Raw genomic sequence first — 17,178 nt, forward strand, 5'->3', positions numbered from 1 at the left:
GCTAATTAAAAAAGGTTATCTTTGTATTGGCCAATTTTGATTTATGTGATGATACATGGTTTATCCTTGAAGTAAGGACTCCATTATTATTTAGAGATTGTTTTCAGGTTGGTGTCTAGAAACAGTTTATTCGTAATAAGCACCCGATTATCCACAAATTAAAGTGCAAAATTATGAACAACCCGTTAACAGTTTCCTTTAACTCCGAATTTCTGAGAGAAAGTGCCATTAGTTTGGCTAAAATTCATAAAGTATCTAAAGGCTCACCTAAGCCAAAGTTGATTAAGCCTATATTGGAAAAATCCAAAGAGGTGCTTATTGAAACATATAAAACACTTTCATCCATTGTAAAATCGGAAAAAGAAATCTCCCCGGCTTCAGAGTGGATTCTGGATAATTTTTATATCATCCAGGAGCAGATGGTTCAGATAGGAATAGACTTCCCTAAAGATTATCACAAAAATATCCCCTTGCTTTCAAAAGGAGAGCATATTGGTTTCCCAAGGGTTTATGAAATTGTACAGAACCTGCTCACCCATACGGATAATGTTTTAAATAAAGAAGTTTTAGCGGAGTATATAAAGAATTATCAGGAAGAAGAACCTCTTCAGATTGGAGAGATTTGGGCAATTCCTATCATGATTCGATTGTTTCTTATCCAAATCTTGGCAGCAAAGGCAGCAACAATTTTAGAACAAAAGAAGCTGAAAATTGAAGTAGAAAAGTTTGTGGTAGGTATTCAGAAGGAAGATCTTGAAGAGCCGGGTGTATATTCGCAAGCAATATCCGCTTGGTTTAAAGAACACGCTAAAAAAGCAGGTCTATCTGCACTTACTGAGTTATTCAACCATCTTCAAACCCATGGGCTACTCTATGAAGAGCAAAAACGCTGGTTCAATTACCGTATTAACCAATATGAAATTACTTTGGAAGATGCCATGCGTCAGGAGGCACAGAAGCAATCAAGACTTGAGGTAAATGTTCAAAATGCCGTTTTATCCTTAAGGCAGATTTCAGAAGTTGAATGGTCTGATTTTGTGGAGGAGTGTTCCTTGATGAATGACATCCTCAAAAAAGATCCTTCCGGTGACTATTCGCAAATGGATTTTCAAACCAGAGATAGTTACCGTAAAATCGTAGAAAAAGTGAGCAGACGTTCGGCTTACAATGAGCTTCAGGTAGCCAACATAGCTTTTGAGTTGGCTACTGAACAGGTGGCACTCGTTTCAAAGGAATGCGAGAACTATATTTTCGGAAAAGACTGTGTTAAGCGACATATTGGGTATTTCCTGATAGGCGATGGCTATAAAGAACTCATCAGAAAAACCGGATATGCTATCCCTATGAGGGAACGGATCATTCGTGCATTTGAAACCCACTTTTCACTTTATATCTTGACAGTTTCTGTTCTTTCGTTGGTGTTTATTGGGGCACTTTGGTTAGCTTCAGGAGCAATTGGATACAGTTTTGGCATTATAGTAGCGGTTATTCTTATATCCGTTTTCCCCGCCCTCGATTTAGCCATTTCTTTTATTAATCGCTTTTTTGCCTTTTTCTTAGCTCCTCGCTTGCTTCCAAAACTGAATGACAAAAGTGATGTCCCTGATAATTTAAGAACAATGGTTGTTATACCCACCATGTTGGTTTCTGTAAAAGATGCATTGAGGCAGATTGAAAATATAGAAGTTCATTTTTTAGGGAACCCAGATCCCGGTATTCAGTTCGCCATACTATCTGACTTCAAAGATGCACAAGAAAAAATGTCAGAAGGAGATAAAGCCATTCTAGATGCCGCAACACAAGCAATTCATCAACTTAACCAAAAGTATTCATCTCGATACGGAGACCGATTCTTTATGCTTCATCGCGAGCGTCTTTGGAATGCGTCTGAAAATACATGGATGGGCTGGGAAAGAAAGCGAGGAAAACTCGAAGAATTGAACAACTTGATTTGTGACCCAACCACTCCAACTTCTTATACGGTTATAGTGGGTGATTTTTTGACTAGCACAAGCCTTTGTCCGATACAGTTTGTGATTACATTGGACGCTGACACCAAATTACCACCCGGCTCTGCAAAAAAATTAATCAACACCATAGCACACCCCTTAAACAGGGCTTGGTATGACGATGAGAAAAAACGCATCACCAAAGGTTATTCAATTGTGCAACCACGCATTTCATTTTCTCCTGAATCTGCAAAAAGCACGAGATTTTCTAAAATATTCTCAGGGAATATCGGTTTGGATCCATATTCGGCAGCGGTTTCTGATATTTACCAAGATTTGACCGGAGAAGCTTCTTTTACAGGAAAAGGGATTTATGATGTCAGGGCTTTTCATTGTGTACTTACCGGTCAATTTCCCGAAAATAGAATTCTATCACATGATCTTATTGAAAGTGCATTTGTAAGAACGGGACTTGCCACAGACATTGAATTGTTTGATGATTACCCGAGTACATACAGCACCTATACAAAAAGAAACCATCGCTGGACAAGAGGCGATTGGCAAATAGCTGCATGGCTATTTCGAAGCATTCCTTCAGAGGCTGGTGTTATTAAAAATCCGATAAACCTATTATCGAAATGGAAGATATTTGATAACCTACGAAGGTCGCTCAACTTTTTATTTCTAACTATATTTTTCGTTGCAGGTATATTTTGGCTGCCGGGTGCTAATTGGATCTGGGTATTGGCTGCTTTCGGGGTTATTGCATTTCCTACCTACATCTCTTTATCAAGCGATTTGCTTAATAGGCCCGCACGTGTGCGATGGAAACTCCACATGGTTAAAGTATGGGATAATTTGAGAATTCATTGGATTCAAGCCATGTCCACCATTATAATTGCACCTCATCAGGCTTTTGTTCAGTTAGATGCGATTTTTAGAACCTTGTACCGCTTAACTTTTTCGAAAAAATGGCTGCTTGAATGGTCTACCGCTTCGCATGTCGAAAGCCTCAATCAACATTCGTTGCGGAGCTACATATGGGGGATGATTTTTCCGATGCTTTTAGGTCTCGGTATATTCATTTTTGCCCTTTTTACCCATCCTGTGAATCTTTGGGTAGTTACTCCCTTTTTTGTATTATGGTTTAGTTCTCCTTTTTATGTTTGGTATATCAGTCAGCCTTTAGAAAAAAAACCAATCGTAATTTCAGCAGAAGAGCGATCGCGACTTCGCTTGTACGCAAGACGAACCTGGTCTTATTTTGATCGCTTTGTTGATGATACACACGGATGGCTTCCACCGGATAATTATCAGGAAAATCCCTCATTGCCTGAAGCCAATAGAACATCCCCCACCAATATCGGCCTGGCATTGGTGTCCAATACATCAGCTTATAAATTGGGCTACATTACTTTAGGAGTGTATTTACAAAGGCAATTAGATTCTTTGCAGGCAATAGGTCGCCTCGATAAATATAAAGGGCACTTGTTTAACTGGTATGCTACAGGTTCTGGCCATGTGTTGCAGCCTTCATATATTTCTACTGTGGACTCCGGCAATCTTGCAGCAAGCCTCATCGCAGTTAAAGAAGCGGTGAAGGAGGCGATGGCGTCCAAAGATATTTATAAACACTTTTATGGAGGATTTCATGATACTTTAAGTTGTATTGACAACATAGCGGATGAACTAAAATCAGAAATGTCTCTGAAAATAACGGTTTTTGACGAGGTGAAAACTTTTATAAAATCCATGCTTCACACATTAGAAAAAGCATCTGCCTCTGACTTTCAACTAAACGTGAAGCTGTTATTAGATTTAAAACAAGATGCAGAAAAACTGCTGACCATTCAAGTACCTCAACTCGACAGCTCACTGGATGACAGCAAACTTGAAAACTTTCTTTTCTGGATAGAACGTCCTTTGGTATATCTAAATCAGGTCTTAGATGAGCTACAAAGCTTAACCCAACAGAAACAAATAGATATCCACCTTTATTCTTGTCTTGATTTAAAAAGCTTATTAATTGATGCATCGCAAGATGATCTATGCAAAAACCTAATAGACGAATGGCTTGAGAAAGCAGAACAAATTGAAAAACTTGCAGAAAACTTGATAGATGAAATGGATTTTTCATTTCTCTACCAGAAAGAAAGAGGTTTGTTTAGTATCGGATACAATCTGGATATCGCACAATTTGATAAAAGCACCTATGATTTATTGGCAAGTGAAGCACGCATTGCTTCATACATAGCCATTGCCAAAGGAGATGTGCCGGTGGAGCATTGGTTTAGGCTAAGTCGTAGGCTCACCCGAATCAATCAGGACGAAATGTTGCTGTCATGGGGCGGTACCATGTTTGAGTATTTAATGCCGCTACTCTTCCTGAAGTCTTTTGAGGATACTATGATGAACAATACTTGTCGGAATGTTATCCAATGGCAAAAAAAATACGGCCATAGCCGTGGTTTCCCGTGGGGCTCTTCTGAAAGTGCTTATTATTTTCTCAATATAGATTTACATTACCAATACAGGACTTTTGGGGCACCTGGCCTGGGTTTAAAACGCGGCTTGGCCGATGAATATGTAGTAGCACCTTATGCCAGTTTACTCTCGCTCATGGTTGAAATAACCGATCCTATGAAGAATCTGAAGGAAATAGAAAAGGCAGGTGGATTGGGGCTTTTTGGATTTTATGACGCCATTGACTACACTCCGGCCCACCTTACAGAAGGGACGACCTTTAAGTTGGTAAAAACCTATATGGTACACCATCATGGCATGAGCCTCATCGCCATGGAAAATGTGCTCAATGGAAATTCTACCAGAAATAGTTTCCATGCTGACCCCCGGATAAAAAGTTGTGAGCTTTTGCTACAAGAGCGTATTCCCAAAGGAACACCCATCAAAGAACCCCATCCGATAGATGCAGAACTGGAGCCGAGCACAAAGTCTGCTGCTCAATATGTAGCAGACCACGCAGGAATCAACGAACTTGATTTAACAACTCCTCGCTTACATACCTTATCAAATGGGAATTTCTCATCAATGATAACACATGCAGGTAGTGGTTATGCCAAAACGGAAGGTATCACTTTAAATGGCTGGAAAGCAGACCCAACAACAGATCCTTTAGGCTTGTATTTCTACATTAAAGATGTAGAAAGTGGTGAATATTGGTCTGCAATGCACCAACCAGTGAAGCGCAAACCCGATCGCTATGATACATGGTTTCACAATGGTAAAGTGATTTGTTCACGTGTTGATAATTGGATTGAAACTACATCAGAAATATGTGTATCGCCTGATTATCCCATTGAGCTCAGAAAACTTACGTTCACCAATTATTCCGACCGAAAAAGGGTGCTTGAAATTACAAGTTATGCCGAAGTTATGCTTAATGGCTTAATACATCATAATGCTCATCCTACCTTTTCAAAATTGTTTATTGAAACAGAGTATATAGAAGAGAATGATGCTATTTTGGCCAAAAGAAGGCCGCGAAGCAAGGAAGAATCTCCTTTTTATCTCATTCATACTTTTGCATGCAGCAATCAAATTGATGTAGTTAAACCCATTGGTTTTGAGACAGAAAGATCAAATTTTATTGGGAAAGGCAGATCATTAAGCAACCCGATAGCATTAACAGATGGGTTTATACTCAAAAGGTTTCAAGGCAATGTTTCAGACCCTATTGTAAGTTTAAGAAAGCAAATCATCCTTCAACCGGGAGAAAAAGCCAACCTGAGCTTTGGTCTTGGTTTTGCAAAATCCAAAGAAGAAGCGTTGCAAATTGCCAAGATTTATGATAGTCAACTGGCTGTCAACAGAGCTTTTGATTTGGCCTCCATTTACGGTTTTGTAGAGTTGAATCACATGGGTATACGATCTAGTGATGCACATCTTTTCCAAAATCTTTCATCCTATCTCTTATTTGCCGTTCCAACTTTTAGGACAGATGCTCAAACGCTTCTTTCTAATCAAAAAAAGCAAGCAGATCTATGGGCTTATGGCATTTCAGGTGATTTTCCGCTGATTGTTTTCCGTATCAACGAAACCAATCAGCTAAAACATGTGAAACTCTTGTTGAAAGCACATTCTTTTTGGCGTAAGCGGGGCATCGAATCCGAATTACTCATCATTAATGAGCACGCACCCGGGTATATAGACGAAGTTCAGGAGGCCATTCAAGTGGCTATTGAATCCTCCCTTGAGCGAGAAGTGTTTAATAGAAGAGGTGGCATATTTATATACAAAGCAGATAAAATACAAGCAGAGGCTTTCACACTTTTGTTAAGTGTAGCACATGTGGTATGGAACAAGCAACTGCCGAAGCTGTCAAAAATATTTCAAAAAAACGAAACGGAATCTTGGTATTCAAATCATATAGATAGCACCTACAGCCCTTTAAAGAAGCTGATTGCCTTGGATCAGGAAGTATCCAAAGGATGGTCCAAGGAGCTTCAATTCTTTAACGGCTATGGAGGCTTCTCTGCTGATGGTACCGAATATCACCTACTGATCAAAACAAACCCTCAAACAGGGATTCCGATTTTGCCTCCTGCACCTTGGATCAATGTAATTGCCAATCCTAATTTCGGTTTTACGGTTTCAGAGCGTGGTGCTGGCTATACCTGGAGTGAAAACAGCCGAGAGAATAAGCTTACTTCTTGGTCCAATGACCCCATCAAAGACACCCACTCAGAAGCGTTTTATATTCGTGATGAAGAAAATATGCACTACTGGTCTCCATGCCCAGGCCCTGTCGCAGCGGCTGCTTCTTATAAGGTCATCCATGGCTTCGGGTATTCCTGTTTCAAGCTGGAAACAAATGGATTGGAGCAATCCTTGCTTCAATTTGTGCATATCAATAAAGCTTTGAAATTCTCAACACTTAGCTTAAAAAACACAACATCAAGCACACAAAAACTTTCGGTATTCAGGTATTTAGACAGGGTTTTGGGAGTGGACCGCTCCGTCTCTTCACGATTTGTAAATCAGGAAGTATCTACGGATGGCACAACACTTTTTGCGTGCAACCACTACAACAATGAGTTTTCAGGGCGAACTGTTTTTTCCACACTCGTCAATCCATTAGATGGTGCTATGAGTAGATTTACTACAGACCGTAATCGATTCATTGGCCGCAATCGTTCATTAGGTAAGCCTCTTTCTATTGAATCGTCAAAATGGCTTGATAACAACATTATTTATGGTGGAGATGCATGTGCAGCTTTACAAACCTATTTCGAGCTTAGACCGGGTGAAAGCGTTACTCTAGTCTTTTTGGAGGGAGAAGCCAGCAATCGAGCGACAGCAGAAAATATCATCCGTGAGTTTTCTGAACTAAAGAATGTCGAAGGAGAACTCCTGAATATTCGAACATATTGGAAGGACATAGTTGCTAAAGTCCAGATTTCTACACCAGACAAGTCCTTGGATATGCTCATGAATGGTTGGCTGATGTACCAAAATTTATCGAGTCGCATGTGGGCACGGACAGGCTTTTACCAATCTGGAGGAGCTTTTGGATTCCGAGATCAATTGCAAGATGCCATGGCTGCATTGTATGCCGACCCGCTCATTTGCAGAAATCAAATCTTGCTTCATGCCGGGCAACAATTTTTGGAAGGAGATGTCCTCCATTGGTGGCATCCACCCACAGGAAGAGGTATTAGATCCAAAATCACCGATGACAGGCTTTGGCTGCCTTATGTGCTTGATTTTTATTTAACATCAACGGGAGACACTTCGATTTTGACAGAAAACGTTGGTTATATCCATGCTCGCGCGCTAGAACCAACTGAACATGAAGTTTATCTGCATCCAAGTACACTGGCACAAACCGGCAGCCTATATGAACATTGTTGCAAGGCAATTGATATTTCACTTCATTTTGGGGTCAATGGACTGCCACTCATTGGCGGAGGAGATTGGAATGACGGAATGAACCGCGTGGGAGAAGCGGGAAAGGGCGAAAGTGTTTGGCTTGGATTCTTTATGTATGACATACTCGTGAAGTTTGAAAAAATTTGCCGTAGTATGGATGATACAGCAAGAGCCGATCACTATGCTTTGACAGCCAAAGAACTGAAAGTTAAACTCAATGAAAACGGTTGGGACGGAGCATGGTATTTAAGGGCATTTTATGATGATGGCACACCTATTGGTTCTGCTGCTAATGAAGAATGTAGAATAGATGCCATTTCTCAGGCGTGGTCTATTTTTTCCGGTGTAGCTTCTCCTGAAAGAGGAAAACAAAGTCTTCAAGCCGTGGAACAACATCTCGTTTCAGAAAAAGGAAAGTTTATTCGATTATTAACCCCTCCTTTTGATAAAACGGAAAAAGATCCCGGCTACATCAAAGGCTATATTCCGGGCGTAAGAGAAAATGGCGGGCAATACACCCATGCGGCACTATGGACAGTAAAAGCCTTCGCTGCCATGGGTATGGGTGAAAAGGCAGTTCATTATCTCAACATGATCAACCCCATCAACCATTCTCACGACAAAACCTCTGCAGATAGGTATAAAGTAGAGCCCTATGTGATAGCAGCAGATGTGTACGGAGAAGCCCCCCTCACCGGACAAGGAGGCTGGAGCTGGTACACTGGTTCGGCAGGATGGATGTATCGGGTGGCATTGGAGTCCGTACTTGGGATCCAATTCAATGGCAACTCCCTTTTGTTAAATCCTGTTATATCGGAAAATTGGGAAGGATTTACAGTAGATCTGCTCTTGGATGACCAAACCACTAAGTACCATATACAGATTATGAACCCGGAGAGGCGACAAAGCGGGCTGCTTGCCGGAACAGTAGATGGAGTTGAAGTTCAATTTGGTGAAGCCCCTGCGAAAATTTTGCTTTACAAAGATGGAAAACAGCATCAAGTTCGCTTAGATATAATTGAAACTTAAGGGTGTACATTTTTATATCAAAATGAGGAACGATCTGCCAACAGCACCTACCCAAAAGTGGCGGTTCAGTGATCCGCAGACACATTTGTGGTTTATCAAAGTTTGGTTCTTCGCATCAACATTTGTGGTGAAAATCGCCACCTTCGGGTAGCTGCAAAACGTTATGGGCAAGCATAAAAACAGACAGCGATGAGTAAAAAAGTAGAAATAATATGGACTTGTCAGAATTGTGGAGACAGATACGGTTTGACACTTTATCGTTCGATATGGGGTGAACTTCCTGAGAATAGAAGTATCGTAATGAATGATACAATCAACACGACTACCTGTCCTAATTGTGGCGTAACTTCAAAAATCCCTTATCCATTTCTTTATACACACAAAAATCCTGACTTTGCTGTTTGGTGGGAACCGATTTACGACAAAAGTATTGACGAAGAGAAAAAACGGTATGGCAACTTACCCGGCATACCAGACTATTTAACAAATGCACCAAGAATAGAAGATTGGGAAGAATTTAAAAGAACAATCTTAAAACTTGAGACTGAACCAAAAAAAACAGCCAGACCATAAGAAGCTAAAAGCCTAAATCCGTGAGCAATTCTCTTTGCCTGATATTCTCCGGTCAAGTCTACAATAGCTGTTAGAAATCTGGATCATTTAGCTTGCTGTAGGTCAACAAAGTCGTTCATTACGATCAATTCAAACCCCGCAAGACCTCTTCGAGCACCGTTTTTGCTCTTGTTTTGGCTTTACAGCGCATACCAATTCCACAATGCCTGCATGGGCTTTGTTTCACTTGCTGTTTTGCCGTCTGTTTTCTATCCCAAGCTGTATGCTGTGCTACCCACGAGGTAAAAGTTTGAGCGCCATGACAGGCGCTGCCCAGCCGTGACCCTCAAAAATGCGGATGATGGTTTTGCGCGCATGTTGTACCAGCCGTCCCGCCATATACATCAGGTTCTGGATGACGGTGCGCAGCCGAAGCCGTTTGCTCCTGGCTTTTCGCCCCGGCACCAGACCTGTTTTTAGCATGCCTTGCCCCGCCAGTCGCAATAAATTAAAGGCTATCATGCTCATATCCAGCACGTGCTGGTTGACCCTGAATTTACCCGAGGGGAGTCGCTCTACATCCATATCTGTCTTGAGTTCACTGTGGTACTGCTCGCTGGTACCCCGCTGTTTGTAGAACTCATGTATCTGCTCCGGGGTCCAGTCCAGGCTCGTCCAATACGCATCCACGGTAATCATAGCCGGAAACATATACTGTCCGTCCGTGCAGGCAAACCGCTTGGTAACCCGGAACACAATCCGGCAGGTCTTCGGATCGTCAGGGGTGTCACTATGTCCGGGAATCTGTACTTCCTTTTGTCCGTACCATGCCCGTGCGCCTATATCTACGTACTCGCCATCGGCTCCGCCGTTTTGCTGCACAGCCAGATCCAGCCACTCCTGCAGATCCTGGTTACGTAAGTTACACTTCACAACAAAATCGGTATCCTTCTGGCGCATAAATAACCTGACATTGACGCCACTATCGTTGCCGGAGTCGGTCACCAAAAGCCGTTTGTGGCTGGTCATACGCTCAGCCATATCCATGGTCTGCCTGAACCACGCATCGGTGCCGGGTGTGTTGCTGTGCGCCGAGCCGTTGCGCAGCTCGTTGTTTATCATCAAACCATACGGACCGATGTAGCCAAGCATGGGCGCATAGCCTTCAAACTGTTTGTATGTCCAGTCTACGCCTTCTTTGTGGCTATTGGAGTTATCCATGGGTGAGACATCACAGTGAATCACCGCCCAGGTCTGCCCGTGCAGATCTTCGGTCAGCAGGTGCGGATGAGCTGCCAGCAGGCGGGTGTTGAACGCACGAAATACCTTATCCAGTGACTCCGGGCATTGCTCAATACGCTGGCGCAGGGTTTCCGGTGAGGGGGTCTTTTTTATTCCCAAGGCAGTGGCAAATACGGGATCGGCACGATATTCAGCAATAGCGTCAAACTGAGGTTTACCGACCGACAACAGCCCAATCATGGACTTAATGGTATCAAGGGTGGAAATATAATTCTTGTTGCGGGGCAGCGAACAAAGGCCATTGATGTCATTGGCCAGCACGGGATCATCAAGGGCCTGACCAATAAAAGCCAGACCTGCATGAGAGGTAATTGGTGTAGAGGTAAGCTCAAATTGTATTTTTGGCATGCTCAAACGATTATATAAGGGTTCACCGGTTGGGTGAAAATACGCAGAATCGCTAAAGCTAGTAATACAAATATGTTAGGCTATGAATTGGCGAGATTACTCACGGATTGAGGCTAAAAGAAATGGACTTTTATGTAAAAGACATAATCCAAAATAAACTTGACCCAAATCGGAAGAAAAAAAGTGGATGTTTAGGCAGCTTTATATTTTTAACTTTCCTTCTCGGACTTACCATAACGATTTTAGTAACTTTTTAAAAATCAATAAGTATGAATAATATCATAAACATTTATTCAAGTGACAAAAGAATAATTGCACAAGTTAATCTTGAAACTAAAAGCATTCAAATTGACAAAAACAATCAAACCCAAGAAACACTACCTCAGACTTATGCGATATATTTTCTAATGAACAATTTCGATAATGAAATAGTAAAAAATGCTATTCATATATTTAACGGATTGAGTAATTTGTCAATATTAATTGCAAGACAAGTAATACTTCAAGAAGGAGAAGCCAGTGGTCTTAAATTTCAAAATCAAAAACTTGAACGATTGACAGATAACGAATACATAACAATTCTGACAAATCATTTATTAGGTGGAATTAATTTTTAAATCAATGAGAAAAAACGAATGCCAGCCCATAACAGGCGGTATATTTTATTGCCGAGATAGTGCGGGTTTCAGCGTTTCTGCATCTAATAAACTTTCGTGTAACTTGACAGGAAAGTGCCCCGAAATCGGCAACAAAAACATACCGCCAAACCGTTGTGCGGCATACAAGAAAAGCCAACGCGCAAACAAGCACATTTGGTTTTTGCCGACCCACAAGCCAAACGCGAAAAACCAAAAGAGCCTATTTTTTGCCCACGCTCGGACGGACTAGCAAGGAAACGAACGAAAAGTATATTAAAAATGAGATAAATGGAAATTTTGAGCTATTTTAGCGACTTAAAATTATACGGACATGAACCGAATAAAGGAAGTACTTGAAGAAAAAGGAATTAAGCAGACTTGGTTGGCTGAGAAACTCGGAAAAGTTACAATATGGTGAATGGTTATGTACAAAACCGACAGCAACCAAGACTTGAAGTACTGTTTGAGATTGCTAAAATTTTGGAAGTAAACGCCAAAGATTTATTGAAAGAAGATTTGAATGACTAAAGAACATCAAATAGAAGAAAACCTAATCAAGCAGCTCACCGAGCTGAAATATACCCATCGACCTGAAATTGTCGATAGGAAGTCGCTTGAACAAAACTTCAAAACCAAATTTGAAACGCTCAACCGTGTGCGTTTGTCAGACAGTGAATTCCTTCGTTTGCGGGAAGAAATCATAGAACCTGACGTATTCAAGGCATCCAAGAAACTTAGAGAACAACAATTCTTCCAGCGTGAAGACGGAACACCACTTCATTACACTTTGGTCAACAACAAAGACTGGTGCAAAAATGACTTTGAAGTCATCAGTCAGCTGCGCATCAATACAGAGAACAGCAATCAGCGTTATGACATCATCCTGCTGCTCAACGGCCTGCCTATGGTTCAGATTGAGCTTAAGCGACTGGACATATCACCCCGCAAAGCCATGCAGCAAATAGTGGATTATAAAAACGAACCTGGCAATGGCTATGGCAATTCGCTGATGTGCTACATGCAGTTGTTCATTGTGAGCAACCGTTCCAACACCATCTATTTCGCCAACAACAAAAAGCAGCATTTCCAATTCAATGCAGATGAGCAGTTCTTGCCCATTTACCATTTAGCGGATGAGAAGAACAACAAAATCAAACATCTGGAAGATTTTACAGAGCGTTTCCTCAAAAAATGCACACTTGGCGAAATGATTAGCAAGTACATGGTGCTGGTGGAAACGGAGCAAAAACTATTGGTAATGCGACCGTATCAAATCTATGCCGTGAAAGCCATTGACGATTGCGTTAAGCAAAACCGTGGCAACGGCTACATCTGGCATACCACAGGGAGTGGTAAAACCCTGACTTCTTTCAAAGCTTCAACCCTGCTCAAAGACAATCGGGAGATTGAAAAATGCCTTTTTGTAGTGGACCGGAAAGACCTTGACCGCCAAACACGGGAAGAGTTCAACAAATTTCAGGAAGGCAGTGTAGAAGAAAACACCAATACCGAAACTTTGGTAAGGCGTTTACTTTCTGCTAATTATGCCGACAAGGTGATTGTCACCACCATTCAAAAATTGGGACTTGCCTTAGATGGCACGTACAAACGAAACTACAAGGAACGCTTAGAGCCTTTGCGCGACAAACGCATCGTATTCATCTTTGATGAGTGCCATCGCTCTCAGTTTGGGGAAAATCATAAGGCCATTAAAGAGTTCTTTCCGAACGCACAGCTTTTTGGCTTCACAGGAACACCCATTTTTGAGCAAAACTCCAGTCAAAAAATCCGTGAAGATCAGTACGAAAGCTACAAGACTACGGAGAGTATTTTTGAGAAGCAGCTTCACGCCTACACCATCACGCATGCCATTGAAGACCGAAACGTACTGAAGTTTCATATTGATTACTTCAGGGGTGAAGGTGCTGCCGCCGCAAGGCCCGGTGAGGGGATTGCGCAAAAAGCTGTAGTCGAAGCGATTATCAGGAAGCATGACAAGGCTACCAATCAGCGAAAGTTTAATGCCCTCTTTGCTACCGCTTCGATTAATCACGCCATTGAATATTTCCGGATATTCAACGCACATCAGCGGGTCATGCAGGAAATTGACCCGGACTTTATACCACTCAATATCGCTTGCGTGTTTTCGCCACCTGCGGAAGGCAACAAAGACGTGCAGCAGATTCAGGAAGATTTACCACAGGAAAAGGAAGACAACAAGCAAAACCCTGAAGAGAAGAAAAAAGCCTTGAAGGAAATCATTGCTGATTACAATAAGCAATTCGACACCAATCACGACATCAACAATTTCGATCTGTACTATCAGGATGTTCAGGGTCGTATCAAGAATCAGAAATACAGCAACAAAGACCTTCCGCACAGTAAGAAAATTGATATCACCATTGTGGTAGATATGCTGCTCACGGGTTTTGACAGCAAGTTCCTGAATACACTGTATGTAGATAAGAACCTGAAGTATCACGGACTGATACAGGCTTTCTCCCGCACCAACCGCGTCTTAAATGACAGCAAGCCGCATGGCATGATTCTGGATTTCCGCTCTCAGCAGGAATCCGTAAATCATGCTATTATGCTGTTCTCCGGTGAGGATGGTGGCAAAGCCAAAGAGATCTGGATGGTAGATCCTGCGCCTGTGGTCATAGATAAGTATCAGGAGGCGGTTTCTAAGCTGGGTGACTTCATGCAGGAGCATAACCTGGTGAATGATCCGGGTGAGGTGTATAATCTTAAAGGTGATGCGGCCCGCATTGCGTTTGTGAAAAATTTCAAGGAAGTACAGCGACTCAAAACGCAGCTCGATCAGTACACCGATTTGGATGAACAACAGCAAGAGCAGATTGAAAAAATTCTGCCCAAAGAAACCTTGCAGGAGTTCCGCAGCTCGTATTTAGAAACCGCCAAGCAACTGCGCGAAATACAGCAAAAAGAAGGTGAAGATGCGCCCGAGGACATCCAACAGCTTGATTTTGAGTTTGTGCTCTTTGCCTCTGCGGTAATTGATTACGATTACATCATGAGCCTGATTGCTGACAGCACCCAAAAGAAACCTTCCAAACAGAAAATGACTAAGGCGCAAGTTATTCAATTGCTGAAATCCAACGCCAACCTGATGGACGAAGAAGAAGATCTGACGGAATACATCGAGCAGGTAGATTGGACCACAGGACAAACAGTCGAAGAGCTGAAAAAGAACTTTGAAACCTACAAAGCAGAGAAGTACGACAAGGAACTGGCAGCCATTGCCAATAAGCACGGCTTGCAAACGGCAGCCCTCAAAACCTTTGTAGAGAAAATCATGAGCCGAATGATTTTTGACGGAGAAAAGCTCACCGATTTGTTGGAGCCTTTGGAATTGAGTTGGAAAGAACGCAGAACCAAAGAACTGGCCTTGATGGAAGACTTGGTACCGCAATTAAAAAAACTAGCCCAAGGGCGAGAAATTTCAGGATTGGCCGCTTATGAGTAATGAGATTGTGTTATACCAGGCCAATGAATTGCCCGAGCGTATTGAAGTAAGGCTCGATAATGAGACCGTTTGGCTCAATCAGGACCAAATGAGCAGCCTGTTTCAACGGGATCAGTCCGTAATTTCACGCCATATTCGCAATATCTATAAAGAAGGCGAGCTGGAAGAAAAAAGCACTATGCAAAAAATGCATATTCCTAATTCAGATAAGCCCGTCGCTTACTACAACCTCGATGTCATCATTTCGGTAGGCTACCGTGTAAAGTCTAAGCAAGGCACGCAATTCAGAATATGGGCTACGAATGTCTTGCGGGATTATCTGCTCAAAGGCTATGTGCTGAATCAGCGGATGAACCGCATTGAAAACAACGTCGAGCAACTTACCAGTGAAGTAAGCCGGATTGCATTAAAGCTGGAAACCACAGAACTGCCCCGGCAGGGCGTATTTTTTGACGGACAGGTATTTGATGCTTACGAATTGACCTCCAAAATCATCCGCTCGGCAAAACAAAGTATTGTGCTGATTGACAACTATATCAACGAAAACACGCTCACCCATTTATCTAAAAAAGCAGATGGCGTGCAGGTGCTGCTCCTCACCAAAACCATTTCCAAGCAATTGACCTTAGACGTTAAAAAAGCCAACGAGCAATATGGTTTTTTTGAAGCAAAGCCCTTTAGCAAAAGCCACGACCGTTTTCTGATTATTGATAATTCAGAAGTATATCACTTGGGTGCGTCTTTGAAAGACTTGGGCAAAAAGTGGTTTGCTTTTTCAAAAATGGATAAGAGCTCGGTAGAAAGTATTTTAAAGGGAACTGGGAATGAGTAAAGAGAAGAAATTGATACCGGAGTTAAGGTTTCCTGAGTTTGAGAAGTTTGGGGAGTGGGATAGAAAAACTCTCGAATTTGTTGCTGATTCTGAAAGTTCAAATTTGGCTTTAAACAAAATTGAACATAAAGAAAATGGTTATCCTGTTTATGGTGCAGACAGCATTGTAGGATACATTGACGAGTACCAACAAGTAGAGAAATATATCTCTATTGTAAAAGATGGCTCAGGTGTCGGACGACTAAATTTGTGCATACCTAAATCTTCAATACTTGGAACTTTAGCATGCATAAAGTCTAAAGATTTAGTGAAGTTTAAATTGGATTGGATTTATTATCTAATGAATACAATTGATTTCACTTCTTACAAAAAGGGCTCTGGAATTCCTCATATCTATTTTTCGGATTTTAAGATTGAACCAATTGGAGTTCCCCAACCTCAAGAACAACAAAAAATCGCCTCCTGCCTTTCTTCTTTAGATGAGCTATTGGCTGCCCACAACGATAAGCTGGATGCCCTCAAAGACCACAAAAAAGGCTTGCTGCAAAACCTTTTCCCGAAAGAAGGCGAAACCTTGCCTAAGGTGCGTTTTCCTGAGTTTGAAGGGGATGGGGAGTGGGTGGAGAATCAGCTACAAGAAAATTGTCACAATATCTCTTCAGGTAAGGACAAAAATCAGGATGATGGTGAATTCGATTTATATGGTTCAACTGGGATAATTGGAAAAACTGAAAACGCAAGTTACGAAGGCGATTACATTCTTGTTGCTAGGGTTGGCGCTAATGCAGGTTTATTAAACAGGGCACTCGGTCAATTTGGAGTTACTGATAATACTCTGGTTATAAATCTCAAGGATCCTGAAATGGTGGATTTTATCTTCTATTCTTTGGACAAAATTGGATTAAACAAGTTGGTTTTTGGCTCTGGTCAGCCTCTAGTGACAGGAAAGCAACTTAAAGAATTAAATCTCCCGATTCCCAAGAACCCAAAAGAACAACAAAAAAACGCCTCCTGTCTTTCAGCTGTGGATGAGCTCATCACCGCCCAGCAGGAGAAAATTGAGCAGTTGCAGCAGCACAAAAAGGGATTGATGCAGGGTTTGTTTCCAAAAATAAAAACGTAAAGACGGGTAAAGACGCAATGCATTGCGTC

General features: G+C 41.8%; 7 protein-coding genes and 1 pseudogene. 7 read left to right on the plus strand and 1 reads right to left on the minus strand.

Translation table 11 applies throughout. The features are described from left to right. Window positions 1-173: 173 nt before the first annotated feature. The gene (locus CYPRO_RS07075) at window positions 174-8,867 is read left to right on the plus strand and encodes a GH36-type glycosyl hydrolase domain-containing protein (protein WP_114983949.1); all 8,694 of its coding nucleotides are present in this window, start codon (window positions 174-176) and stop codon (window positions 8,865-8,867) included. Window positions 8,868-9,056: 189 nt separating this feature from the next. Next, window positions 9,057-9,440, plus strand: a complete 384-nt coding sequence (locus tag CYPRO_RS07080; RefSeq protein WP_114983950.1) for a CpXC domain-containing protein — start codon at window positions 9,057-9,059, stop codon at window positions 9,438-9,440. A gap of 270 nt (window positions 9,441-9,710) precedes the next feature. Here CYPRO_RS07080 and CYPRO_RS07085 read toward each other — a convergent pair whose 3' ends face one another. Then, window positions 9,711-11,069, minus strand: coding sequence for an IS1380 family transposase (locus CYPRO_RS07085; RefSeq protein WP_114983951.1), 1,359 nt, complete (start codon window positions 11,067-11,069; stop codon window positions 9,711-9,713). Between the two features lie 269 nt (window positions 11,070-11,338). Between CYPRO_RS07085 and CYPRO_RS07090 the strand changes: the two genes are divergently transcribed. The 5 genes and pseudogenes from CYPRO_RS07090 to CYPRO_RS07110 all read left to right on the plus strand — a co-directional run bounded on the left by CYPRO_RS07090 (window position 11,339) and on the right by CYPRO_RS07110 (window position 17,149). Continuing rightward, entirely contained in the window at window positions 11,339-11,686 is a 348-nt protein-coding gene (locus tag CYPRO_RS07090) for a hypothetical protein (protein WP_114983952.1), read from the plus strand. A 352-nt stretch (window positions 11,687-12,038) separates the two neighbouring features. Beyond that, window positions 12,039-12,235 (plus strand): annotated as a pseudogene (locus CYPRO_RS16980) (helix-turn-helix domain-containing protein). Continuing rightward, the gene (locus tag CYPRO_RS07100; RefSeq protein ID WP_114983953.1) at window positions 12,228-15,194 is read left to right on the plus strand and encodes a type I restriction endonuclease subunit R; all 2,967 of its coding nucleotides are present in this window, start codon (window positions 12,228-12,230) and stop codon (window positions 15,192-15,194) included. The pseudogene CYPRO_RS16980 and the gene CYPRO_RS07100 overlap by 8 nt, the downstream one beginning before the upstream one ends. After that, the gene (locus CYPRO_RS07105; RefSeq protein WP_114983954.1) at window positions 15,187-16,026 is read left to right on the plus strand and encodes a virulence RhuM family protein; all 840 of its coding nucleotides are present in this window, start codon (window positions 15,187-15,189) and stop codon (window positions 16,024-16,026) included. Before CYPRO_RS07100 ends, CYPRO_RS07105 begins: the two co-directional genes overlap by 8 nt. Further along, window positions 16,019-17,149 (plus strand): restriction endonuclease subunit S, encoded by a 1,131-nt coding sequence (locus CYPRO_RS07110; RefSeq protein ID WP_114983955.1) that lies wholly within the window; start codon window positions 16,019-16,021, stop codon window positions 17,147-17,149. Before CYPRO_RS07105 ends, CYPRO_RS07110 begins: the two co-directional genes overlap by 8 nt. Window positions 17,150-17,178: the final 29 nt, after the last annotated feature.

Origin of the sequence: Cyclonatronum proteinivorum, assembly GCF_003353065.1 — a bacterium.
GTDB classification, from domain to species: domain Bacteria; phylum Bacteroidota; class Rhodothermia; order Balneolales; family Cyclonatronaceae; genus Cyclonatronum; species Cyclonatronum proteinivorum.

Bases quoted from the DNA above. Each gene is read 5' to 3' on its own strand.
- CYPRO_RS07075 (WP_114983949.1), top strand. From the start codon at position 174: ATGAACAACCCGTTAACAGTTTCCTTTAACTCCGAATTTCTGAGAGAA.
- CYPRO_RS07080 (WP_114983950.1), top strand. From the start codon at position 9,057: ATGAGTAAAAAAGTAGAAATAATATGGACTTGTCAGAATTGTGGAGAC.
- CYPRO_RS07085 (WP_114983951.1), bottom strand. From the start codon at position 11,069: ATGCCAAAAATACAATTTGAGCTTACCTCTACACCAATTACCTCTCAT.
- CYPRO_RS07090 (WP_114983952.1), top strand. From the start codon at position 11,339: ATGAATAATATCATAAACATTTATTCAAGTGACAAAAGAATAATTGCA.
- CYPRO_RS07100 (WP_114983953.1), top strand. From the start codon at position 12,228: ATGACTAAAGAACATCAAATAGAAGAAAACCTAATCAAGCAGCTCACC.
- CYPRO_RS07105 (WP_114983954.1), top strand. From the start codon at position 15,187: ATGAGTAATGAGATTGTGTTATACCAGGCCAATGAATTGCCCGAGCGT.
- CYPRO_RS07110 (WP_114983955.1), top strand. From the start codon at position 16,019: ATGAGTAAAGAGAAGAAATTGATACCGGAGTTAAGGTTTCCTGAGTTT.